Annotated in this window: 11 protein-coding genes and 5 pseudogenes; 7 read left to right on the forward strand and 9 right to left on the reverse strand. The window is 65.2% G+C overall.

The genetic code is table 11. From position 1 onward, the window contains the following. Positions 1-158: 158 nt before the first annotated feature. The 5 genes from CHC11_RS40275 to CHC11_RS12950 form a co-directional block, all read right to left on the reverse strand. Complete coding sequence (locus CHC11_RS40275) at positions 159-881, reverse strand: hypothetical protein (RefSeq protein ID WP_143227054.1); 723 nt, start codon at positions 879-881, stop codon at positions 159-161. A gap of 188 nt (positions 882-1,069) precedes the next feature. Further along, positions 1,070-1,447, reverse strand: coding sequence for a hypothetical protein (locus CHC11_RS40280; RefSeq protein ID WP_179278832.1), 378 nt, complete (start codon positions 1,445-1,447; stop codon positions 1,070-1,072). Beyond that, positions 1,425-2,213: an RHS repeat domain-containing protein gene (locus CHC11_RS12940; protein ID WP_245919173.1), complete on the reverse strand. Its 789-nt coding sequence runs from the start codon at positions 2,211-2,213 to the stop codon at positions 1,425-1,427. The genes CHC11_RS40280 and CHC11_RS12940 overlap by 23 nt, the downstream gene beginning before the upstream one ends. Beyond that, positions 2,183-5,038 carry an RHS repeat protein gene (locus CHC11_RS12945; protein ID WP_179278833.1) on the reverse strand — a complete coding sequence of 952 codons (2,856 nt, stop codon included), beginning with the start codon at positions 5,036-5,038 and terminating at the stop codon, positions 2,183-2,185. The genes CHC11_RS12940 and CHC11_RS12945 overlap by 31 nt, the downstream gene beginning before the upstream one ends. A gap of 363 nt (positions 5,039-5,401) precedes the next feature. Beyond that, a complete protein-coding gene (locus CHC11_RS12950) occupies positions 5,402-6,706 on the reverse strand; it encodes an IS256 family transposase (protein WP_089311942.1) in 1,305 nt (434 codons plus the stop codon). A 54-nt stretch (positions 6,707-6,760) separates the two neighbouring features. On the opposite strand from CHC11_RS12950, the pseudogene CHC11_RS12955 reads away from it, so the two are divergent. From CHC11_RS12955 to CHC11_RS12980, 6 genes and pseudogenes are all read left to right on the forward strand, one after another. Then, positions 6,761-7,093 (forward strand): annotated as a pseudogene (locus CHC11_RS12955) (transposase family protein); the annotation flags it as partial. A 412-nt stretch (positions 7,094-7,505) separates the two neighbouring features. Then, on the forward strand, positions 7,506-8,156 hold the full coding sequence (locus tag CHC11_RS12960) for a DUF6338 family protein (protein ID WP_089311943.1): 651 nt from the start codon (positions 7,506-7,508) through the stop codon (positions 8,154-8,156). Beyond that, on the forward strand, positions 8,156-8,302 hold the full coding sequence (locus CHC11_RS41285) for a hypothetical protein (RefSeq protein WP_179278834.1): 147 nt from the start codon (positions 8,156-8,158) through the stop codon (positions 8,300-8,302). Before CHC11_RS12960 ends, CHC11_RS41285 begins: the two co-directional genes overlap by 1 nt. A gap of 27 nt (positions 8,303-8,329) precedes the next feature. Then, positions 8,330-11,824: a CHAT domain-containing protein gene (locus CHC11_RS12965; protein WP_218826060.1), complete on the forward strand. Its 3,495-nt coding sequence runs from the start codon at positions 8,330-8,332 to the stop codon at positions 11,822-11,824. Positions 11,825-12,167: 343 nt separating this feature from the next. Then, positions 12,168-12,805: pseudogene (locus CHC11_RS12970) on the forward strand (IS5 family transposase); the annotation flags it as partial. 166 nt (positions 12,806-12,971) lie between these two features. Beyond that, positions 12,972-13,349 (forward strand): annotated as a pseudogene (locus tag CHC11_RS12980) (IS5 family transposase); the annotation flags it as partial. A gap of 143 nt (positions 13,350-13,492) precedes the next feature. Here CHC11_RS12980 and CHC11_RS43850 read toward each other — a convergent pair. Beyond that, positions 13,493-13,639, reverse strand: a pseudogene (locus CHC11_RS43850) (hypothetical protein); the annotation flags it as partial. 576 nt (positions 13,640-14,215) lie between these two features. After that, positions 14,216-15,561 (reverse strand): annotated as a pseudogene (locus CHC11_RS12985) (IS701 family transposase). A gap of 473 nt (positions 15,562-16,034) precedes the next feature. Here CHC11_RS12985 and CHC11_RS43855 point away from each other — a divergent pair. Further along, a complete protein-coding gene (locus CHC11_RS43855; protein ID WP_089311947.1) occupies positions 16,035-16,853 on the forward strand; it encodes a transposase in 819 nt (272 codons plus the stop codon). Between the two features lie 401 nt (positions 16,854-17,254). Here CHC11_RS43855 and CHC11_RS40305 read toward each other — a convergent pair whose 3' ends face one another. Both CHC11_RS40305 and CHC11_RS12995 read right to left on the reverse strand, forming a co-directional pair. Then, positions 17,255-17,608 (reverse strand): hypothetical protein, encoded by a 354-nt coding sequence (locus tag CHC11_RS40305; protein ID WP_143227057.1) that lies wholly within the window; start codon positions 17,606-17,608, stop codon positions 17,255-17,257. Between the two features lie 2 nt (positions 17,609-17,610). Beyond that, on the reverse strand, positions 17,611-24,621 hold the full coding sequence (locus CHC11_RS12995; protein ID WP_143227058.1) for an RHS repeat-associated core domain-containing protein: 7,011 nt from the start codon (positions 24,619-24,621) through the stop codon (positions 17,611-17,613). Between the last annotated feature and the right edge of the window lie 24 nt (positions 24,622-24,645).

A 24,645-nucleotide genomic window follows, 5' to 3' on the forward strand; every position in this document is an offset into this window, starting at 1 on the left:
ACCGGGGGAGCACGGAGGGACGGGCCCGGTCGGAAAGCACAGGCCGGGCGATGGCCTCCAACCTGGTGACGGCCGCCTCGGCGCTGGCCGGAAACCGATCCTCGCCCCGCCGTCCCGACGAGCCGTCCTGGCGCGGCGTCGCCGGCCCAGTAGTACGACTAGAAATTCAGGTGCGGAGCATTGGACGCATTGCCCCACGTGAGCACCTTCCGCAGACCCTGCTTGAGCATGGTGCGCTGGGACCGGCTCACATCGGACAGGCCCACCGTCACCCTTTCGTCCGCGCCGAGGGCTTCCGCGGCTTCTGCGGTGAACACGAAGACGGCCAGGTCATCGATGATCTGGCATTCGAGGAGGCCGCCGGCGTAAGTGCCGGCGGGGGCCGCGATCGAGTAGGTATCGCCGGGGCCAGGTTCGCCGGTCAGGATGGAGAAGGTCAGATACTGACCATCCCCGGACATGGTCTCAGACAAGCCAATGGTGTAGCTGTCGGAGTTGGCATCTTCCCCGACGACATCGGCGCCGAACCCCCAGACCCGCACGGGCTCTGGGGGGCCTCCGTCACCCACATACTCGGGATATTCGTCGATCCACACGTCGTGGAGGTGTTCTCCAGTCTTATAGGGCGGGAAGATCGATGCCGCGGTTATATCCGGCATCTCGGCTAGCACTTCGACGCCTTCGAAGAGGTACGTGAGGCGCGTGGCGCCCAGGAACCACTCGAGCCCTACCATCGGTGATGCCGCGACTTCCGCAAGAGTGCCGTCCTGCGGGTTCCTTGCGCGGAGCACTTCAATTTCAGATCTTGCCGCTTCATCGATGCCGGCAAGATCGGCAATGCGAATCTTCATCGGAATCGCAACGAAGTACTCATCGCTCATCTCAGTCCCTCTTCACAGCCGACGGTGATGAGGTGCCGACTCTACCACTCGTGTCGAGGTAGTGTCGGCGAAGGGCAGGGCGAGCGCCGAACAGGATGGAAAGGTATCCAGTAGGCGGGAGATATCGCGCCTACTCGGCTTCCTCGGCGCGCACCCAGAGTGGGCCCCGGGGTGCGCGCACTGAGTTGTCAGCGCCGAGACGAGCGCAGGTACCTCAGCCATGTTCGGCCTCCGTTGGACTGCCAGACCGCCTCGCCGGGAGCGTTGTACACGATCGTTATCCTCCCCCCGGATTCGCGATACCATTTGTTCATGGTGCCCTTACAGACGTTGCATGCCGCATAATCTCCAATCATGACGACGCTGTACCCAGGGCGAACATAGGAGCGGAAATGACGGTACGCCTTCGGCTCTGTATGAGCCGCCTGCATCGCCTTGGGAAAACCCTGCTCTATCTGCTTGGAGGTCAGGTCATGGAAGCCGCTCTTGAAGGTTTTGGTGCGCAGGATCTTTCCTTTTTCATCCAGAATCAGGACTCGGAGATTATGGAGGCCTTCTGCTTCCACTCTTCCCCCCAGTCGCTGCCGCCGCCGCCACGACGACGGGTATTTCTTTTCCTGCAGTGTAGGAAATGCACCAATCCGGATTGTCCTCGCAGATGAACTTACCCATCATCGGGTCGGTCCAGTCGCACGCGAGCCTGTTTCCCTCGCTGCAATTATCCAGGAGTCTTGCCGGAATCCTGCTTCTTGCCTTGTTCCTCGCCGCCGCAAGTGCACCCGAGGAAGGCGCGACGATTACCTTGTTTCCCAGCGTCGTCGTCCGGGATTTGATGTCCTGCTCTGGGCCGTAGTTGTCGGGTCCTGGATCACGTCCGTTGGGCCCCATGCCATTGGGTATGCTGTTACCGTCGGTATCGGTGCATCCACCCATCGCCGGGGCGCACCGGCTCTGCTCCGGCGTCGGACATGCGCCTACATCACAGCGAGTCTCCCCAGACGGGTCACTGTAGGTGACAGGGGAGTTTCCGGCGTAGGTGTAACCGTTCATCTGCTGCGGATCGGCTGCGTCGATGACGGGGTCCACCGAGATGAAACGGCCGGTATCGGGGTCGTACTCGCGGGCGCCGAGATGGGTCAGGCCCGTCGGGTCGGCTGTTCCCCCGAGGAAGCCCCTTTCGTTAGGCCAGCTATCTTCCTCGGCCGTTCCGCGTGGTTGCCCGAAGGGGGTGAACCTGCGAACAAAGGACTTCTGGTCGCCGGCGTTGATCGCGACCTGAGAGGTTCCCTGGTGATCGCCGATCAGATAGCGGACTCCGGAGGAGTCACGCATCGCCACGTTTGCTCGCCGAAGGTGTAGTAGCGGGTCCCGGCCGCCGTGGCGGCTCCCGCGGGTGCGCGCACTTCGGCGCCGGGGAGATAGAGCGTGGCGCCGGTGGGATCGCGGCGTATGAGGCGGCTGCCGTCGACGTCGTAGACGAAGCTGGTGGTCTTGTCGCCCTCGGTGACCTTGGCGAGGTCACCTTCGGGCGTCCATTCCAGCTTCTGCGTGCTGCTTCCGATCTGTCGAGTGGTGGGGTTTCCCGCGGCGTCGTACTCGTAGCTCTCGGTATTACTGGCTGGACCGGTGAAGGGGCTGTCACCGGTCTGGGTGACGCCTCCGAGCCTGTGGGCCTGGATGCTTTCTCCGACTCCCGGGCCTCCCTTGTATTGGTAGGTTCGGGTGGAGATCAGCGTTCCGGAAGTATCGTATGCATCTTCCTTCTGACGGCTGCCGTCGAGTTTGTAGGTGTATGCCAGCCTGTAGGGGGCAGGGCCGCCGGAGGTGGAGGGAGCCGCTGGACATTCGCTTTGCGAAACCGCCCAGGCGTCCGTGAGCCGCCGTAGGTGGTCATATTTGAAGCATTGGGTGTCGATACCGGCGGTAGAAACATCGGATATCTGCAGGATGTTCCCTGCAGCGTCGTACTTGTAAGTGGATTCGCGGTCGTTGCCCGCTACATTTTCCCGGTATGTTCGGGAGCCTGCGAGCCGCTGCGTCCCGTACTCCCAGCTCAGGGTATTCCATGCCCGCTTATCACCTGCGCCGAATTCGACCAGCTTTATCTTGCCTGTCGGCGTGTACTCGGTGGCGTTGACATAGGTGCCGATTTGGCCGGCCATTCGTGTCGGCCGCTGGAATTGATCGTAGGACAGGCTCAACGTCTCTTGCGCGAGGCCGCCGACTGCCGGAACGGTCTCGTCCTTGGGCGTCCCGTCCAGGTTGTAGGTCTGGCTGAAGGTGTAGTGACCGGCCAGGGCGCCTTCGGTACCCGGAATGTCGATGCTGGTCGATTCGGGGCGGCCGAGCACGTCATAGCCGGCGACCTGCTTGGTGTAGTCCCCGTTGGGGCCGTGCCTGGTGGAGGACGCTAGTTTGCCTTTGCCGCGCGTCGCCGTGTCGTAGGTCCAGGAAGCCAGCAGGGGGCCGGTCTCGGATCCTTCTCGCTTCCCGGTCGGACGTCCGAGGCCGTCATAAGCGTTGAATACCGTCGCGCCACGCGCGTCGGTCGTGGATTCGATCCTGTCCAGGTCGTCGTAGGTGTACGTACTGGTTCCCGCGTCCGGGTCCGTAACCTCGGTCTTGCGGCCTCGAAGGTCGTACGTGTAGGTCCAGATGTTGGCGGACGGGTCCTTGACGGTGGTCAGCAGGCCTGCCGGGCTGTAGCTGTACTGCGTGCCGTCGTACACCCCCGAAGGGCTGCCGCCGCGATATTCGCGGCGCTCAACTATCTGACCGCGCGCATCGGTGAACTCCGCGGTCGCTGTGCCGCCTTCTGGCGGATCGACAGCTTTCCAGTTCCCGCCGTACGTAGTGGTCGTGCGCCACTTCTCTTGCGCTCCTTCGTCCTTGCCGACCAGAAGCCGTTCGACGGTTTGCCGGCCGAGACCGTCATACGCATGGTCGGTCTGCGTCTCGACGTCTCCCGGAAGCTCGACTCCGAAGAGCGCGGGCTGCGGGGCGCCGGCGGCAGAGTACTCCTCATACTCCTTCGCGATCGCTCCCCGCGAGTTGTAGAAGGTGTCGCTGATCAACCGGCCCGCCGGTCCTGGCAGCTGCGTCTGGCGTGTGCGTAGCAGGCCGTCCAGCAGTTCGACCGACGCCTGCTGGCCTTCCGTATTGGTCAGCCTCTTTGTGGTGACGGCGACGATCTGTCCCTCAGCGACCCGGTAGCCCATCTCCAGACTGGGAGAACCCCCGCCCGCCTTGGGCCGGTTCGGCAGCCATGCCTTGGTGAGGCGCCCTAGTGCGTCATATTCCAGATCCGTGCGCAGGTTGCCGTTGGAGGTGTCGAACTTGACCGAAGGCAGGCCCCATGCGGGATCCAACTGTTCCGTGGCCTTGAGCGCCGTGGTGAGGTTTCCAGGAATGGCGGGGGGTGTGGTGGTGACGGTCTTCGTTGTCAGGCCACCGGTGTCGGTGTAGGCCGTGGTCGTCGTTTGCTCCAGCGCATTCGTCACCGTCAGAGGCCGACCGAACTGATCGTAGGTCGTCTCCTTGTCGGTGACGTACTTCGCCTTGCTTCCGTCATGGTCCGACACCTGCTGAGTCTTCGTGATGGCGCCCTTGGTGGGTGCGTCACCGAATTCGCCCTGATCGTAATACGTCTGTACATCGGAGATGAGCTGCTTTGACCTGTCCACCTCCGCGCCGCATTTCACCGAAACTGTCTCGACCCGGGACTCGTAGGAGACCATCCATTTGTCAAGGTTGTCGGCGTATTCGGTGCGAGCGCACCTGTCGTCGATGGCGGTGGAGACGTCGCCGAAGTCGTCGACCTGCTTGACGCGGCCGACCTTCTTCAAGTCGGTCTCGTAGACCGAGGCGACCTTGGTCTCGCGCCAGGTGCCGCCATCCATCGCGGTCCAGGTGCGGCTGTTGTCGGTTTGCACTGCCTCCGCGGTGACAGTGCTCCACGACCGTGTCCTGGTTGCGGTCTTCAGCCGCCACGGTACGTTGACGGTCTTGTCGTGGACGGTGCCGCCAGGGCCGGCGTAGTTGACGGTCTTGAGGACGAAGCCGTCCAAGCCCTCGGCATCGGTGTGGGTGCCGCCTTCGCCATCGGAGACGGTGACGCTCTTGCTGCCTCCGTCAAGGGCGGCCTTGTCGCCGTGCATGCGCGCAGGTAGTACGTGTCGGTCTGCGTGGACGGGTTGGCAAGGCTTCCGGTCTTGACGCGGACCTGGCCGTATCCGCGCCATTGGGACCAGGTTTTGAACTTCTCGCGGGTAAGGCCGTCGTCATCGTCGAAGTGCCAGGCCGCATCTCCGATGTACTCGTACTGGGTGGCCATGTCGGGAGAACCGCCGGTGCGGTCCTTCTCCACCACCGATGTGGTGACGAACCTGTTGAACCAGTCATCGTGGGGAGTGGTCTGACCCGGTAGGTGCCAGATGGAGGGGTAGCAGCGTTTGGTGTTGGTCTGGGGTGTCGGCGGCGCGGGTCTGTCCAGTTAACGGTGTAACTCGATCTTGCGGGGTCTAGTTGGGGGCGGCGGCCAGGCGGCCTTCGAAGGTGATCTCGAAGGCGTTGAGGGCGGCCTTCCAGCGGGTCATCCAGCGTTTGCGGCCGGTGCCGGTGGGGTCCAGGCTCATGACCGCGAGGTAGACGCATTTGAGTGCGGCCTGCTCGTTGGGGAAGTGGCCGCGGGCCTTGACCGCACGGCGGATGCGGGCGTTCACCGATTCGATGGCGTTGGTGGAGCACACGACCTTGCGGATCTCGGGATCGAACTGCAGAAACGGCACGAACTCGGCCCAGGCGTTCTCCCACAGCCTGATGATCGCCGGGTACTTGGCGCCCCAGGCCTCGGCGAACTCCAGCCACCGCTCCATCGCCGCCGATTCGGTAGGTGCGGTGTAGACCGGCTTGAGCGCCTTGGCGATGGCGTCCCAGTCCTGCCGGGCGGCGTAGCGGAAGGAGTTGCGCAGCAGGTGCACGATGCAGGTCTGCACCAGCGCCTGCGGCCACACGTGCGCGACAGCGTCCGGCAGGCCGGTCAGCCCGTCGCAGACCACCATGCAGGCGTCGGCGACCCCGCGGTTCTTGAGTTCGGTGAGCACGTGCAGCCAGTACTTGGCGCCCTCACCGCCGTCGCCGGCCCACAAGCCCAGGATGTCGCGAGTGCCGTCGGCGGTGACGGCCAACGCCACGTAGATGGGGCGGTTGGCGACCTGCCCATCACGGATCTTCACCTGGATGGCGTCCAGGAAGATCACCGGATAGACCGGGTCCAGCGGCCGGTTCTGCCATTCGACCATGCCGTCGATGACCTTGTCGGTGATGGTGGAGATGGTCTGCTTGGACACCGACGCGCCATACACCTCGGCCAGGTGCGCCGAGATCTCGCCGTGGGTGAGGCCCTTGGCGCTCAGCGACAGCACCATCTCATCCACCCCGGTCAGCCCCCGCTGCCGCTTGCGCACGATCTTCGGCTCGAAGCTGGCGTCCCGGTCGCGGGGCACCTCGATCTCCACCGGTCCGACCTCGGTGGTCACCGTCTTGGAGCGATGCCCGTTGCGGGAGTTGCCTCCACCCTCGCCCGCCCGGTCGTGCCGGTCATAGCCCAGGTGATCGGTGATCTCGCCCTCCAGCGCGGACTCCAGCACCTGCTTGGTCAGCTGGGCCAGCAGCCCGCCCTCACCGGTCAACTCCAAGCCCTGCTCGCGGGCCTGCGCGACCAGCTTCCCGACCAGGTCCTGGTCGACCCGGCCCGCGCCGCGGCTCTTGGAGGGCTTGTCGGACTTGGCCACCACGCCGTCCGCCTTCACTTCAGTTGTCGTCATCAGGTGTCACTCCTTGATCAGGAGTTACACCGAAAACCGTACAGTCCCGGTGTCGGGACCCTGCGCGGCTCGGTCCACGACCTCACCGCGGCCCGGATCTGGGGCGTCCCCCGGGCCCTGGCCGCCACCGGCCTGCTGGTGCTGGCCGACAAGGCCTACCAGGGCGCCGGCGCACACATCCTCACGCCCTACAAGGGACGCAACAAGCCCGAACCGCAAAAGGACGCCAACCACGCACACTCCAAGCTCCGCGGACCCGGCGAACGAGCGAACGCCCAGCTCAAGTCATGGCGAATCCTGCGAAAGCTGCGCTGCTGCCCCCACCGCGCCAGCCGCCTCGCCAAAGCCAACCACACCCTGCAACTCCGCGAGACCGCATCTCACTGAAAAAGGCTCACTGTTGACCTGGGGTCACCCCTGATCACCAGGAAGGCTGTTCGCCTTGCCCTCACAACACCCGCCCGAGTTCCGACGCCGCGACATTGAGCTGGCGCGCCAGGGAGACGAACCGCTCGTCCAGCCCGCCTTGGACCTGGAAATCAGCTGTTCCTGTCCACTGAACCGAATGAACCAGACTGACGCGACGGCTATAAGACAGGGTGAAACCGGCCGGACGGAAGGTGCCCACAATAAGGAGCTGGCCGAATTATGGCGCTGTAAACGGCCGTTGGAAACCGACAACAAGATCCTCAAGCGGGCCGCCGCTGCTTCGCTCCAGTATCCAGGGAAAGGGGTGTTGTGCCAACCGCAGAGCCAGTAGCGTGATCGGACGGAGTCCGGGAATCACTGGGAGTGGCGAATGCAGGCACCCGCGACCGTCGTGCAGCTCGCTCTGCTCGTCTTTCTGGTGCTGCCTGGAGTCACCTACCAGTTCGTCCGAGAACGTCGCCGGGGACCTGTGCCCGGTGAGCGTGATCTCGGTGAGCGGGTGCTGCGGGCAATCGTCGCGTCGATCGCGCTGGACGCTCTGTACACCGTGGTGGCGGGGCCGGCGTTGATTCGCCTGGCTCGGGGCACCGGCGGGGGCTGGGACGGCTTCGCGGAGCGGTCGCGGGTGGTCGGCTTCGTCGCCGTGGTGCTGTTCCTCGTCGCACCGGCCTCAGCCGCGGTCACCGTTTCCCTGGTGGATCGACAGCGGCGCAAGGCTCGGTTCCTGCGTACGCCCAGCGCCTGGGACCATGCGTTCCGCGACCGCGAACCGTGCTTCGTGCGCGTGCGACTCAAGGACGGCAACTGGGCGGGCGGCTGGTATGGCAACCGGTCGTACGCTTCCTCGTACCCGCACCCGGCCGAGCTGTACCTCGAATCGGCGCGCGCGATGGGCCCCGACGGAGCATTCGGGGCGCGCGTACACGGGACGGCTGGCCTGCGGCTGCGAGCGGAAGACTTCGACGTGCTGGAGTTCATCGAAGCCGGAGAACCGGCGGCTATGCCGGAGGAGGAGCGGTGATGTCAGACAACCCCGATCTCTCGCCCGAAGAGGCGGCGCTGCTGGAGAAGATCACAGAACGCGGTTACACTCCAAAACGCAAGGTCACCGAGCCTGATGAGGCGCCCGGCGGACCGGCAGGCACCTCGCAAGGCAACGAGGATTGACCCGTGAGGAGCGGGCCTGCGGACGGCTTGGCCGATCGGTTCTGGGAGGCGTTCAGCGTGGCCCGGCACAGCCCGGACCCCGCATCGGTCGAGAAGGCGATCAACCTCGGCCGTGACCTGCTGGCCGCCGAAGACGTGGCCCAGCGCGACTCGGTGCTGTCCAATCTCGGGGGCCTTCTGCAAACCCGCTACCACCAGACCGGCGACCTCCGGTTCCTGCGGGAAGCCGTCCGGAAAGCCATTGAGGCTTACCTCCTGGCGTTCGAAAGCCCAGAGAAGTCGGCCAGCTACGCCAGCAACATCGGCATGCTGCTACACACCGCGTTCCTGCAGAACCAGGACCACGGGACCCTGGCCGAGGCCCTGGAGTGGAGCCGAACGGCCGTCGATGAGGAACCGTCCACGGAGAAGGCGTCCTACCTGGGCAACCTCGTCGTCGCGCTGCGGACGGCGTTCACTTTAACGAAGGACCTAGACCTCCTAGCGGAAGCCGTCGAACACGCGCGGGCCGCCGTCGCGTGCTCCCCCGACAACTTGATCACCGCGAGGGTCCTGCACCTTCTCGCCGTGGTTCTGCACGACTGGTCCCGTGAGACCAGGGAGAGCAGTGTCATGGATGAAGCTGTCGACACGGCGCGGCAAGCGGTGGATCTAACGCCGGCCGGGTCGCCTGAAGTGCTCGACCGATTGCAGAGCCTCGCTTACCTGCTCGACAACCGCTACCAGGCTCGTGGGGTGCCGGATGATCTGGCCGAGCTGCTTCGGGTCGGGCAAGCCCTGGTAGCCCACACCCCGGTCACGGATCTGCGGCACTCGCAGAACCTCGCCGAACTGGCTATCACGAAACGAGACTGGGCTGCGCTCACCGGCGAGCACCTGGGATTAGCTGGCGATTGGGAACGCGCCGACTCCGACGCCGAAGCGTGCGGTCGGTATGCCGCCGAGTTCAGGCAAACCCGGGATCCGACCCTGCTTGAGTGGGCGATCAGGCTCGGGCGCTCGGTGGCGGCCGCGACCCCCGCCGGGCACCCGCGACGCGGCATTCGCCTGGATCATTTCGCCGCGGCGCTGGCCGCCCGCGGGGAAGAGCTGGGTGACCACGCCGCGCTGGCGGAGGCCGTCACCATCGAGCGGGATGCGGTCGCGTGCACGTCGGAGGGCCATCCGCTGCAAGCCCAGTTCATGGGCAACCTCGCCGTCAACCTGAACGCGTTGTTCCACGCGACCGGAGACCTAGCCCACGTCATAGAGGCGATCGACGTCGCTCGCCGTGCCGCCCAGGCCACCGCCGGGCAGGGGAACCACTCGCGTGCGCTCGGCACCCTCGCCGTCGTGCTGCATAACCGTTTTCGGGTAACCGGTGAGCTGCAGGTGCTGTCGGATGCGGTCGACCAGGCGCGGGAGTCGGTCCGGCTCGGCGCGGGCTTGGTCGCCGGGCATGCCCAGCGGCTTTCCAATCTTGGCGCCATGCTGTCCGACTGGTTCACCAGGACGGGCGAGGCGAGTGTGCTCTACGAGGCGATCGACGCGCACCGCGCGGCCGTGGATGTGACGGCGGACGACGACCCGCACCGGGCAGTGCGGCTGGCCAATCTCGGCGGTGTGCTGGGGATGGCGTACGAGAGGTTCGGCGACCGGAAGGCGTTGGGGGACGCGATCGCCGCGCGTCGCGCGTCCGTGGCCGCGACTCCGGAGGACAGCCCGGACTGGCCCGGGTACGCGGCAAGCCTGGCCGCCGCGCTCGGCGACTGGTGCACGAACCCTGTAGCACCCGCCGCCGCGCGACGGGAGCCGCCGGATCCACAGGTTCTCGACGAGGCGGTCGGCCTGGCCCGCAGTGCGGCGCGGCGGCCTGAGAGGGACGCCCCTTCTCAGGCGGGTTTCCTGACCGACGTCGCCGGCGTCCTAGCGCTCGGCTTCCGGCACCTAGGTGACGCCGACGCGCTGACCGAAGCGCTCAACTGCTACCGGAAGGCCGCGACGTCTGCCGGATCACCGGTGGGGAGCCGGGCGGTAGGGGCGTACCGGTGGGGTGATCTGGCCGTCGAAGCCGGGCAGTTCGAGGCGGCTGCCGAGGGATACGCCGCCGCAGTCCGGTTGCTGCCCCGGCTCGCCGGGCGTCGTCTGGGCCGCGAGGACGCCCAGTACTGGCTCGGCCAGTTCGCCGGGCTCGCCGCCGACGCGGCTGCGTGCGCGCTGGTCGCCGGCGACGTGGTGAGCGCGGTGACCCTGCTCGAATCCGGGCGCTGCGTGCTCGCTGCCCAGGCCCTCGACAGTCGCGACGATCTCGCCGACCTGTACGAGCGGGCGCCCGAGCTGGCCGAGCGCTTCCGGACCCTCGCCGCGGAGTTCGAAACCGACACTACGAGCGACCGCGTGGCCCTCACCGATGAACTCGACGCGGTGACCGATCGAATACGTGCGCTGCCCGAGATGGAGCGCTTCCTCCGGCCCCCCCTGCTCACCGACCTCACCGCGCAGGCGCACCAGGGCCCGATCGTGTACGTCAACGTCAGCCGGCACGGGTGTGACGCGCTGATCATCACTCTGGACGGGGTCCGGTCACGCGCGCTGGACGGTCTGAGTGAAGAGGCCGTGAGGCACCGCGTGCGCGCTCTGCACGCCGCGTTCACGGAGGGGCGGCTGGAGGCTGAGCAGGCGATCCACGACACCCTCGAGTGGCTGTGGGACACGGTCGCGGGCCCTGTGCTCGGCGAACTGGGGTTGACGGCGGAACCGGCAGCGGACGGTCCGTGGCCGAGGATCTGGTGGGCCCCAGTCGGGTTGCTCAGCCTGCTCCCCCTGCACGCGGCGGGCCACCACCGCGATGGTGGACCTGTGCTCATTGACCGTGTCGTCTCCTCGATAACGCCGACGATCCGCGCTCTAGGCCACGCCCGTGCGGGTCGCCGCGACGACGGGAACGAGCCGCGGCCGCTGGTGGTCGCGATGCCGCACACGCCGGACGCCCCGGACCTGCCCGGCGCACAGGTCGAAGCCGACCACCTGGCCGCTCTCATACCCGGTGCTACGGTCCTGGTCGGCGCGGACGCGACTCGTGACGCCGTTCTCGACGCCTTGCCGGCCAGCGGCTGGGCGCACTTCGCCTGCCACGGGTACAGCGACCCGGATAACCCTTCGGACAGCCACCTCGCGCTGCACGACCACCACCGCGCGCCGTTTCGGGTCCTGGACATCTCCCGCCTGCGCTTGCGGAATGCGGAGTTCGCGTTTCTGTCCGTCTGCGACACGGCCCGCACCACCGCGCACCTTTCCGACGAGGCGATCCACCCGTTGGCGGCCTTTCAGATAGCCGGGTTCTCCCAGGTGGTCGGCACGCTCTGGCGCGTCGACGATGCCGTGGCACCAGCCTTCAGCCGACAGATCTACGGCGAGTTGATCGCGGATCAATCCGGGCCATTGTGCGCGTCGACGGTGGTCCATCGCACGGTCAGGCAATTCAGGACGAGGTATCCGAACTTGCCGTCAGTGTGGGCTGCATACGTCCACGCGGGTGCTTGACCACGCGCACTCCGTCGTTTCGGAGGCTGATCGGCAGCCGGCCCAGACGGCTGCGTCGGTAACAGCCATCGGCATCCGCTCATGGCTCAGTTGATGTCGTGGCTGAAGGCGGTGCCACCGGTCGGGGGCCGGACTGTGGCACCGTCGAAGCCCCGGGTGGCTGTTGGCGACCGCGGCTACGACCACGACAAATCCCGGGGCCTGGTGTAGGCCAAGGGCATCAAGCTGGTCAACGCCCGCCGCGGATCCACACACGAATCGGCCTGGCGCACCGCTAGGGCCTGTCCGGTAGATCTTGGTGTTTGGCTGAGGTCGATCTTTGGGTGTGGGTTGAGGGTGTGTCATGGTGCGACGGCATGAGTTGACCGATGCGGCGTGGCGGCGGATCGAGCCGCTTTTGCCCGCGCAGCCCGTTCGGAGCGGCCGGTGGGCCGATCACCGCACGGTGCTGAACGGGATCTTATGGAAGCTGGACACCGGTGCTCCGTGGCGGGACCTGCCCGAGCGGTACGGCAACTGGAAGACCGTGTACGAGCGGTACCGGCGGTGGGCCGCCGACGGCACCTTCGACCGCATCCTCACCCACGTGCAGGTCCACGACGACTCGGTCGGCCGCATCGACTGGACCGTCAGCTTCGACTCCACCATCGTGCGCGCGCACCAGCACGCCGCCGGTGCCCGCGAAAAGGGGAACCGGACGGGACGAACCCGGCATCACCGGCGGCCGGGCAGGCCCTCGGGCGGTCACGGGGCGGCCTGACCACCAAGGTCCACCTGGCCGTCAACGGGCTCGGAATGCCGCTGTCGATCGTGGTCACCGCCGGCAACGTCAACGACTGCACTGCCTTCCCCGACGTCCTCGCTGGGATCTGGGTGCCGCGACCTGCGCGGGGGCGTCCGCGGTGCCGGCCGGACCGGGTGATCGCCGACAATGCCTACAGCTCGGCGGCGATCCGCCGGACCCTGCGCCATCCCGGACTCGTCTCCAACGATGGTGTCGGTCACCTGGCGTCTCCTTGATCATCGGATCCGCCGTTAATTAGGCACTCCCCTCCGGTAACCCCAACTATTGAAGCTCTCTAGAGCACAAGGTCCTGTTTCCTGGATCTCCTGAGGTGATCAGGGGGCTGGGGTCAGGCTGTTCAGCCTGGGTGGTCGAGGGGATCTGACGAATGGTGAGTGGGAGCGGCTGGAGCCGCTTCTGCCGCGTGGTGGTGGTCAAGGCGGCGGGTGGAGTGATCACCGGGTGGTCATCAACGGTGTGCTGTTCCCGGTCCGGACGGGTGTGCCGTTGCGGGACATGCCGGAGCGTTTTGGGCCGTGGGAGACGGTCTACAAGCGGCATCGTCGCTGGTCGGCCGATGGGACCTGGGAGTTGCTGCTGTCGCGGGTCCAGGCGGCCCAGGACGCCGAGGACGCGATCGACTGGGAGGTGTCGGTGGACTCCACCACGGCGCGGGCCCATCAGCATGCCGCTGGCGCACCACGGGCGGCGCCGCCGGTGGTTGCTGCTCAGAAGGGGCCTCACGGCGGGACAAAGCAGGGCGATCCGGTGCTGGACAAACGCGCCTATGTCTACCTCGGCACCGTCACCGTCGCCACACTCGCGATCTGGCTTCGCACCTGATCCAAGAAACAAGACCTCTAGAGCCGTGGAACGCCACTCGATCAAGTGCAGACAGCGGGAATGATGCATGAGAAACGCGTCGAGTTCGGTGTCGTTGGCGCGGGCGCCGCGCCGCGCGGCACTCGGCGGCCAGCGCCGTGACATGCGCTGGCCAGCGTCCGCGGTTTGCCGTGCCCACGCAAGACGTAGCTGGCCGCCCCATCTACCCGGGCACGATGACCGGCTCGCCCACATCGCGTAGGGTCCGCCGACCATGTCGGCGTACCTCAGCAGAGAGCGCCGACTCGCGCGGGCCGCAAGATTCTCAAGGCAGCCAGCATGGCATCCGCCGCCGACCTCGACCGGCCCCGGATGGCGCACTCAGGATGATCGACCGTCTGGGTGAGCGCTTCGGGAAGCTGCGAAGCGTACGGTGGCTCCCGAAACTGGCTCCCGAGACTACGAAGCGCTCATTGGAACACACAAGATCGCGCCGTGAGCGGCGCTGTGACCTGCGGAAACTTGGGGTGGGCGATACTGGGTTCGAACCAGTGGCCTCTTCGGTGTGAAGCAAAGCAGAGAAGTCGATCTAAGTCCATCCGAGTCGAACGGGGAGCCTCTCACCTGCAAAAACGCCCTGACTACGTCGAGTTGGGTCGATCGGAGCCTGACTGCGGTGGCTCCCGAAATTGGCTCCCGAGGGCACGCGGAAGAATCCTGAGGGAACAGCGCTGGTCTCTCTACATGGCAGGCGTGGAGGCCGATAATGGTTTCTAATACTACTATCAGGGTTTGTGATCTAAATCTGGATGTGGTGGTGGCGGAGCCAGCGTTTCCAGTAGTGGGTGCTGCGGACGCGTGCTTGGCGGGTGCGGCGCAGGATCGACCAGGCCAACGCGTGGTCGAGGGATCTGGCGGCGGCGCTGGTCAGGTGTGCCAGGAGACGGCGGATCTCCGCCGGGGTGAGGGGGACCAGGCCGCGGTTGCTTTTGGGGCGTGGGCGGCGGTGACGGCGAGGTAGGCGTGGGCGAGCATGGCCAGGGTGATGTGCCGATGCCAGGCGTCGTACCGTCTGACCTGGTATTGGTCCAGGCCGACCTCGTTCTTGGCGGCTTGGAAGCATTCCTCGATCGCCCAGCGGGCGCCGGCGACGCGGACCAGTTCCTGCATGGTCGTGCCCGCCGGGCCGAAGCACAGGTAGAAGGCCAGTTCGAGTTCGCCTTGTTCGTTCGGGGTGAGGCTTCGGCGCACCAGCAGCCACCGCCCGAACGCCTCGGGCCCGCCGAGGTCGTCGCCGGGGTGAGGCTCCAGACCGGCCATGGCCCACTCGTACAGGCGCTCGCCCTTGGCCCCTTGGCCGGCCGATAGCTGCTTCCACGCCTCGGCCGGTGCGTCGGCGGTGACGGCGTCGGCGCGTGACCCGCCGTTGCCGTAGCCGATACCGGGTCCCAGTGACTGGCTCTTGGGCACCGCCACCACGTATCCGACTCGGCGTTCCTCCAGATGGCGGCGGAACTTATGGTCCTGGCCATAGGCCTCGTCCGCCGTCACCCACCGGGCCGGGGCCCCGACACCGCCGCCGTTCAGCGCTCTGTCCAGCATCCGTCCCGCCAGCACCGGCTTGGTCGCGAACCGGGCCTGCCCGGGAATGCCCGCGCGGGCGCAGCGTTCCCGGTCGGCCAGCCATGACTTCGGCACATACAGTTCCGCATCGATCAACGCCGCCCGCGCGTGGACGCATAGGCCACAAAGACGCCCAGCCGGCAGTTCTCCACCCGCCCGGCAGTGCCGGAGTACTGCCGCTGCACCCCGGCCGATCCGGTGCCCTTCTTGATGAACCCGGTCTCGTCAACGATCAGCACCCCCGAGTCGGCCCGAGGTGCTCAAAGACGTACTCGCGCAGGTCATCCCGTATACCCGACACATCCCAGCGGGCGTTGCCCAGCAACCGCCGCATCCGGTCCGGCGCCGCATCCCCCGCCGCCTCGGCCAACTGCCAGCTGTTCTTGCGTTCCACCGGCGCCAGCAGCCCGGTCACATACGCCCGCGCCTGCCGCCGCGGCTCCACCCCGACGAACCGGCCCGCCACCCGAGCGAACAGGTCATCCAGCCCCGCCACCCACGACTGCAGAACGTCTCCACCCCTGGAGTGATCCCCCCTTGGAGATCTCGGTCTGGTCGAGGTCGGGACGTGAGACGGCCACCGCTGTGATCGTCTGGGTGTGTGTGAACCAGACGATCGGCGGTGGCCGTGCCCCTTACTGTAGAAGATGTCGACCCGGCCGGGTGGGCTGATGGGTTCGATGAGCTTTTCGCGCAGGTGGTGGCTCCCGTTCCTGGACGGCGGGAGCCCCGGGTGCGGGCCCGATGGTTTCTGCTGGGTTTGCTGAGCGGACTGGAACGCAAGAACGGCTGGTCGGCGGAGTTCGCCGGGTACACGCGGCCGGACGGGATGCAGCGGCTGCTCAACCACGCCCGCTGGGACGCCGACCAGGTGCGGGAAGCGCTGCGGGCGCAGGTGGCCGAGCGGCTCGGCGACGCTGAACGGGGTGCTGGTGGTCGACGACACCGTGGTTCGAGAAGAAGGGCCGCCGCTCGGCCGGGGTGCAGCGTCAATACACCGGCACCGAAGGCAAGATCACCAAGTGCCAGATCGGGGTGTTCTGCTCGTATGTGAACCCCGACCAGCAGCGGGTTCTCATCGACCGGGAGCTGCATCTGCCCGAATCCCGGTTCGCCGATCCCGACAGGCTCGCCGACGCGGGCATCCCCGAGGGTGCACTGTTCGCGACCAAGCCGGAGCAGGCTTGGCGGATGATCGAACGCACCTGCGATGACCCGCTGCTGGTGTTCGGGTGGGTGACCGACGACGAGGCCTACGGCGACAACACCGCGCTGCGCCGCCGCTGTACCGGCCGCGGCATGAACTGCTGTTCGCGGTCTCCCGCGACCACCCACTCGTACTCGGCGGCGCCCGCACCCGGGCCGACACTGCGTTCGCCGACCTGGACCAGACAGCGTGGCAGCGGGTCTCGTGCGGGGACGGAGCCAAGGGCCGCCGCTGGTACGACTGGGCGTGGATCGGCCTGGGTGAACACCAGGGCGAACACCACTTGGGGGCTGTCCCGCCGGTCGATCAGCGACCCCACCGACCTGGCGTCCTACCGGTGCGCAGCCAACCGGCCGGTGGACCTGCCCGAGCTGGTGCGGGTGGCCCGGCTCCCGCTGGAGCATCGAGGAATGCTTCCAAGCGTCCAAGAACGAGGTCGGCCTGGACCACTACCAGGTCCGCAAGCACACCGCCTGGTACCGGCACGTCACCCTGGCCATGGTCGCCCACGCCCACCCGGCCTTCCTGGCCGCCGGCCCGCCCCCAGACCCCGGCGCCCCAGACTCCGGCGACACCAACGATGGCGAGGCTGACGACCTCGCCACACAGGGGGCCCGACCAGCAGGGACGGTCACGTCCCCTCGACGCGGACCGGGACGAATCCGGCGAGATGGTCCCGCTCACCGTCAACGAGATCCGCCGCCTGCACACCCACCTCCACCAACCCCGGCACCCACCCCAACACCGAATCCGCTGGTCACGCTCGCGACGCCGCCACCAAACCCGCGCCCGCCGCTGCCACTACCAACGACAACGCCGCCTCATCGATCACTAAATGCGGCTGGAGTACTAACTTAGCGACCAGAAACAAGTCCCGCGAGTCGGACCATATCAAGTCCACCTACACAGCTTCGACAAATCACCATGCCCACGCAAAAATGGGGCTTTAAAATCACAGTCCCCTTCGTGTGATAAATTCACCAATTAGGGCGACTCAATCAGTCCTTCGCAATGGCCCAAAATGTGACGGAGATCGGGCATCCCCAACATCTTCATGCCATTTACAATGGGAAGCAACGATAAAGTCCGGTCCACCGTTGATCAGGAAAACATTTTGCCATTCCTCATGGCCCTCTACTACCTCACGTCCCGAATCGCCAACTCCAAGTTGGTCAATGACAAGAGCGGCATATTCGTGGCTCAGGAGAATGCGTCGAACATTACTGAAAAGGACATCGATACGCGTCCGCTCTCTTTCGATATTTACACTACGAATCAGCAGCTGCGAATAACTCACCGAGTAATGCCACAGCCGGAATTCTCGGCTCCATCCAATCAGGCGCTCCACGTCTAACCTCCAAGGAACTCTGGTATTGGCATATCGACTACGTCACCGCCTCGGTAGAAGATTATACTGTCCCACGTGCGACGCCCTCGCCGAACTGCATCTCCGATGATCGCCATCTCTCTCTCCGTTGTGAACCAATTATCACCTTTTCCGTTGTCATATGCTGCCTCAAATAGATCTGCAGGCCCCGCTTCGCCCTCAAATTTAGGATGAGGCTTAAATCCGTCCAGTGTCACATGAATTTTTGTGTCTGGATTTTCCATTGCAACTTCCCGGACTGCTGCGAGCGCGCCATCTCGATCCAGATGCGTAAACGTCTTCAGGCCTCTGTCAGCAGCGAACTGAGCCAGTTTACCCTCTTTCTGTATGCCGAGGGCGATGCCACAGTTGTGAACCAGGACCGAGGTGTCACCAACTGCCACATAATATGTATGGATGCTGGTGATTGTGAGGTTGTGGACGCTCTGATGATGTACAGCCCAGTGGCGGGTGGAAGCGACCTGGACGTAGGTGCCGGCACTGGTGCGGAGCCACATACCCGGCTTGAGGTCAGCGGCCTTGACCCAATCGTTGGTGTCGCCGGCCACCCAGAAGGGATGCCCGTCGGTGGCAATAATCGCACTGGACTTGGTGCCCCGGCTTCCCGTCAGGCCCTTAATATTATTAAGGCGAGTGGCACCTGGAACGAGTTGAGGAGCATCAGCTTTTATGCTGATTTGCACTAGCTTCTTGTCGCCTCTACTGGCGATGACAGCCTGTACCGGCTGCGCCGATGTTTTCCCCGTCTTGGGGTCGGTGGCGAGTACCTTATCCCCTACTTTGATTTTTCCGATACTGCGGCGGCTACCGTCCGCCATTACAACTTGCGTTCTAGGGACAAAACTGTTGCATAGTCTCGTTACCAATCCAGCCGCCTTCACTCCTTCGGCGGCTCGTCTTGCTCGCCAGGCGATTCTTGCGAGTTTGGCGACCGGCCTTGCAGCTTTTCCTACCACAGGGATGAGGCCTATACCTGCCCACACGCAAGACCCGGCACTCTTTCCGGTAACGCATTGTTTAATATCGTCATAGCCGATGTACTTGCTAATCGCCCACTTGGTCGCGTCAATTCCATCGCGCCAATCAAGAGGCGGGGGCGGTGGGCCCTGCGGTTCCGCCAGCTGCCGAAGCTTGTCCCGCGGCGTATAGCAGACCCCCGCCCCGTAGACCGCGGTTACCGAGCAGCCTCTCCAGCCGCCCGCCGAGTTTCCGGATCCAGAGCGCCCGGAAGGCCTACGGGTTTTCTGGCCCGTGTGATTTCCAGGTGGGCCGCAGTCGTGGCCGCATCCACCGGCGCCGCCGTGCTTCGCTGGTTCCGAGTGGCCGGGATTTACTACACCGATGCCGCAAATGTCAGGGGGGCATAGGCCGTCGGGGTCGGCGTGGGTGGTCGGGTTGTTGTTGGCGTAGGAGTAGCCGTTCATCTGTTGAGGATCGGCCGGGACCATGACGGGATCGACTGAGATGAAGCGGCCGGTGTCGGGGTCGTACTCGCGGGCGCCGAGATGGGTGAGGCCTGCGGGGTCTTGGGTGCCGCCGAGGAAACCTTTGTCGTTGGGCCAGGTGGCATCGTCGTCGAAGCCGCGGAGAGACCCGAAGGGAGTGAAGCGGCGGACGGTGGCCTGCTGGGTCGTGGCATTAACAGCGACCTGTGATGTGCCTTGAGTGTCGCCGGTTAGGTAAGTGAGCGCGCCGTCGGAGGTGCGCATGGCGACGGTCTGGTCGCCGTAGCTGTAATAGCGGGTGCCGGTGGCGGTCGAGGCGCCGGTGACCGCGCGGAGTTCGGTGCCAGGCAGGTAGAGGGTGGAGCCAGTGGGGTCTTTGCGGATGAGACGGTTGCCGTCGGCGTCATAGATGAAGGAAGTGTCGTTGCCGTTTTCAGTGAGCTTGGTGAGTTCGCCTTCGGCGTCCCACTCCATGGTTTGAGTCGGGTTGGAGGGGCTTGTGCCTATGGCGCGGGTGAGTGTGTTGCCGGCGTCGTCGTAGGTATAGGTGTCGGTGCGTTCTCCGTCTGGCCCGGTTTGAGCAATGCTGTTGAGCCGGTTGCCATGGCCGGGAGTTGCGTAAGTGTAGGTGCGGACGGTGTCGGTGACGCCGCCAAGTCCGTGGCGGGTTTCGTTGGTGCGGTTCCCGGCCTTGTCGTAGATGAAGCTCTGCCAGTACGGGGCGGGGCCACCGATGGCTGGGGCGGATGGTTCGCTGGCGCAGGCATCGGTAGTGCCTTGTGTCCAGGCTTGGGTGAGGCGTTGCAGGGGGTCGTAGGAGAAGCACTGGTTGTCAGTGCCGTCGTGGGAGAGATCGGTGATTGAGGTGATGTTGCCGGAGTCGGTGTAGTGGTAGGTGGCTTGGCGGTCTGTGCCGGCAATGCCTTCACGTGTGGTTGTCGCGGTGTCGAGCCGTTGGGTGCCGTGCTGGTACGTGAAGTCCTGCCACACGCGTTTTCCGGCCGAGCCGAGTTCGAGGATCTTCGTTTTCCCGGTCGGGGAGTAGACGGTGTTGCCGACGTAGGTTGTGGTGATGTTGTTGACGGTCTTGGTGAGGGTGAGGGGGCGCAGCCAGTCGTCGTATTTGTAGTTGAGCGTCTCCAAGGGGAGGCCGCCTGCCGCGGGCACCGTGTTGGATTGGACGGTCCCGTCAAGGTTGTAGGCAGTGGAGAAGGTGTAGGAGCCGACTAGTGCCCCTTCCTTCTGAGGAATTGTAATGGTGGTGGCTTGGATGCGTCCGAGAACGTCGTAGGCGCGGATCTGGTTGGTGTATTGGGCGCCGTCAAGGTGCCGGGTGGCGGTGGCGGGTTTTCCTTTTCCGCGGCTGACGGTGTCGTAGGTGAAGGTGGTGAGCAGGGGGCCGTCGGCGGTGCCCTCGTGGGTGGCTGTCTTGCGTCCCAGACCGTCGTAGTCGACGAAGATCTTTTTGCCGCGGGCATCTGTGGTGGACGTCAGTTGGTCGAGGTCGTTGTAGGTGAGGGTGGTGGTGCCCTTGTCGGGGTCGGTGGTTTGGGTCTTGCGACCGCGTAGGTCGTAGGTGGTGGTGAAGGTGTTGCCCGACGGGTCGGTGACCGAGGCGATCTGGCCGGCTGGCGTGTAGGTGTAGTGGGTAGCGTCGTAGTCGCCGGTGGGCGTTGCAGTCTGGTACTGGCGACGTTCGGTTACCTGGCCGCGGGCGTTTGTGATCTGCGCGATGGGGGTTCCGCCATCGGGCGGGGTGACTGAAACACGGTTGCCGCCGCCGTAGGAGTAGGTGGTGCGCCACAGCTCCTGGGCCGGCTGGTCACCGTTGTCGGTGGAGAGCCACTCGATGCTCTTGCGGCCGAGGCCGTCGAAGCTGGTGTGGCTCTGGGTTTCGACTGCGCCCGGGGCCTCGATGCCGAAGAGTTCGGTGTCGGGTTCACCAAGGGCCGGGTAGGTAGCGTAGGTCTTGGTGACCTGGCCGCGATCGTCGTAGAAAGTGTCGCTTATCAGTCGTCCGCTGGGACCAGGGCTCTGGGTCTGGCGGGGTCGCAGCCATCCGTCTAGCAGCTGAATGCTGTCCAGGCGCAGGCCGCTGGCGGTCACGGTTTTGGTGATGACTGCAACGATCTCGCCTTCGATCACGCGGTATTCGAACTGGTAGTTGGGGGAAGGGTCGCTGCCCTTCACTAGGTTGGGTAGCCAGACCTGAGTCAGTCGTCCGAGTCCGTCGTAGACCAGGTCGGTGTGAAGGTTGTTGGCGTCGATCGTCCGAGTGGGGTGTCCACGAGCTGGGTCGAGTTCCTGAGTGTTGGTCAGGGCGGTAGTGGCGTCACCGGCTTTGGCCGGCGGGCTCTTGCTCTGGACTTTGGTGGTCAGGCCCTGGATTTCGGTGTAGGCCGTGGTGCTGGTCTGTCCCTTGGCATCCGTGACCTCTGTGGTCCGGCCGTAAGCGTCGTAGCGGGTCTGCGCCTGCGTCACGTATTCGGGCGTCGCACCGTCATAGGTCGCGACGTTTTCGATCTTGGTGACGTCGCCCTTGGAGGGTGCCTGGTCTAGGTCACCATTGTCGTAATAGGCGCGGACGTCGGAGATGACCTGGGTTGGTCGGTTGGCGGTAGCGGTACAAGCGACCGCGACGGACTCCACGCGCGAGGGGGTCGTCACTATCCAGGCATCGATATTGTCGGCGTAAGTGGTGCGTGTGCAGGCGTCGTCGTCGGCGGTGGTGATGTCGCCGAGGTCATTGACTGCGGTGGCACGGCCGACGCCAGGCCCGGTGCTGGTGTAGTCGGTATCGGTCTTTGTTTCGGTCCAGCCGCCACCGTCCTTGGCGGTCCAGGTATGAGTGGTGTCTGTGCGAACGACGTTGGCGGTGGTGGTGCCCCAAGACCGTGCTCGCGTTGCGGTCTGCACCCGCCAGGGGGTGTTAACGGTCTTGCTGTGGACGCTGCCGCCGGGCTTGGTGTACTGGACGGTCTTGAGGGGGAAGCCGGCCAAGGCATCGTGGTCGGTGTAAGTGCCACCCTCACCGTCAGAGACCGTAACGGTTTTCTCCCCACCGTCCTTGGTCTTGCGGTCCCCATCCATGCCACGCAGGTAATAGGTGTCGGCCTGAGTGGAGGGGGCGGCGTAGTCGCCGGTCAGCACGCGAACGTGCCCGTAGCCGCGCCACTGCGACCACGTCTTGTTCTTCTGTTTGGTGAGCCCGTCATCGTCGTCGAAGTGCCAAGCCGCGTCGTCCGGGTACTCGTACTTGGTGGCCATGTCCGGGGACAGGCCAGTGCGGTCGGTCTGGATCACAGAGGTCACCACGTACTTGTGGAACCAGTCGGTGATGAAATCTTCCTGTCCTGGGGGTGTCCAGATCACCGGCATGCAGCGTGTGCCGTTGGTTTCCGGCGTCGGTAGGTTCGACAGGGAGCAGTCGGGTTCGGAGTAGGCGATGTCGATCTGGCCGCCGGACTCGTCGTCGATTGCGCCGAGCCGGTAGCGGATGTAGCGCAGGATGTCGTCGCCGGTCTTGTCCAGGCGGTTGTCCATCTGCATGTGGTGAAAGGTGACCTTCGGCAAGGTCGTTCCAGTCCCCTCGGCGGTGTAGCCGGTGTGCTGGATCTGCTGGAGCAGAAGGTCTCGCTCGACGTCAGCCGTTCCCCAGTCGTGGTTCATCGCCCAGGAGTCGACCGGGCGGTACCCGGAACCGTCTGGTTTGAGGATCTGGGTGGTGACCTTGCTCAGCCGCTGGCGGGACCAGAACGTGGGCGCCACTGTGCCGTGGGTGTCTTTGCACTCCTGTCCGGAGTCGCAGTGCAGGTCCCACGGCACGTCCCACCATTTGTCCGGGTTGGTGCCGATTTTGGAGGGGTCGCAATCGAAGGTGTCGGTGGGGATGCATCTTTCAGCGGTAGTGAAGGTGACTTGCGCAGGAGGCTTGGCTGACAAGTTGTCCTTGCGCAGGCCGTAGGAGATCGTCTTGAGGTAGCCGCCGCGGACGTACGGGGTTTCGTCCTCGGGCTTGAGGTTGCGGCCGTAGTGGTTGGTCTCCTGGCCGTAGGTGTAGAGGATCACGTTGCCATGCGGGTCGACGACGTAGTCCAGGTTCCAGCGGTAGGCCTGCTGGCACCAGGAGTCGGCGAACGCCGACTTGTGGCATGGTTCGTCGGCGTCATCACCGAAGACCGGTGTCGTCCAGGTCGAGTCGGTGTCCGGCTTGCCGGTGACCCGGTTGAGACCGAAGAAGTACTGAGTGCCGTCGGTCGTGGTGACCTTCCAGTACTCCCCGTCATCGTCGCCGTTTGCGTTGGAAGAGCTGGTGAGCTTCTCAAACTTGGTGCCGTCGTCACCGCGCGTTCGCCAGGTTCCGTCGGCGGCTTTGATCAGCTCCCCGCCCTTGCCGTTCCACGTCACCGTGGCGTTGTCATAACCCCAGCACTGGTCACCGGGTGAGTTGCCCCACTCGTCCTTGGGGGCGCCGTCGTCCTCGCACGACTTGTAGCGGCGTTCGATGTAGCCCGGCCATAGGTCGAAACCCTCGCCGACCCAGGATGGCTGTCCGTTGGTGTTGGCGGTCCGGCCGTCCACGCTCGCCGAGGAATAGGAGAGCGTCACGTCGGGCGCTAGGCCGCTGGGCACAGGGGGGACCTGCATCGGATACGACCATGTGAAGTCTCCGCCGCTGCCGCCGCCCTGCCAGGTCGCCGACGCCTCCAACGAGGTGGACTGGTAACTCCCCTGCGAACTGGACGAACCGGCTGCGGCGACGAGCAAAGTGGCGTTCTGCGGTGCGGCGCCTGCTGGCGACCCGGAGGTGGCAGCAGGCGCGGCTTCCACCTCGGCGGTCAGGGTCTTGCTCGTCCCATCGTTGTTCAACATCACCTGCTTGCCCGTTCGGCAATGAGGCGAATTGGGCGTCGTTAGGGCACACGGTGGCAATTGAATGAGCTGCAGGCGCGCGCCATAGGCACCGCCGAACGCTTGAGCGAACGTCGAATAGTCCAGTCGGACTTTGACCCGGCCGGGGACTGCGGCATCGGTGCGCGCCACGGTGAAGGCCAGCCCGTCCAGTCCGAGGTTGGCCGCGGCTTGCCGTTCCAGTACCTGAAGTCGAACCTTGTCCGCTACCGGTAGGGCGCGGGCGGTCCTTGTCTGTTGCGCTGGGGGGAGCACTTGTAGCGGCAGGCTCCCCGCCTGAACACGACCGCTTGACGCGGCGCTGGGAACACGGACCTCGGCGGTGCCCGGCTTGGGCCAAGCTGCCTTCGCCGCTGGCCCAGGTTTAGTCGATGCGTGAGCCTTGCGTGGGCGGACCTTCAGGTTGTGCCCGGGAACCGGCTTCTCGTGATCGCTGACCGTGGGGGGGTGAGAGTTGGGAGGTTCGGCTGTTGCCGGCACAACCGTGACCAACCCAATCGGCATCGCCAGCGTCATGACGGCCGCGGCCATGCTCACGATGCGCCGCGGTCCCAGGAGCAGCACCTTGCGGGGGGTGCGTCTCTGCAGTTTGCGGGGTGCGTTCACGACATCCTCCATCGCCGCCACCTGTCAGAGGGGCGT

It is taken from the genome of Actinomadura mexicana (genome assembly GCF_900188105.1).
Taxonomy (GTDB): Bacteria; Actinomycetota; Actinomycetes; order Streptosporangiales; family Streptosporangiaceae; genus Spirillospora; species Spirillospora mexicana.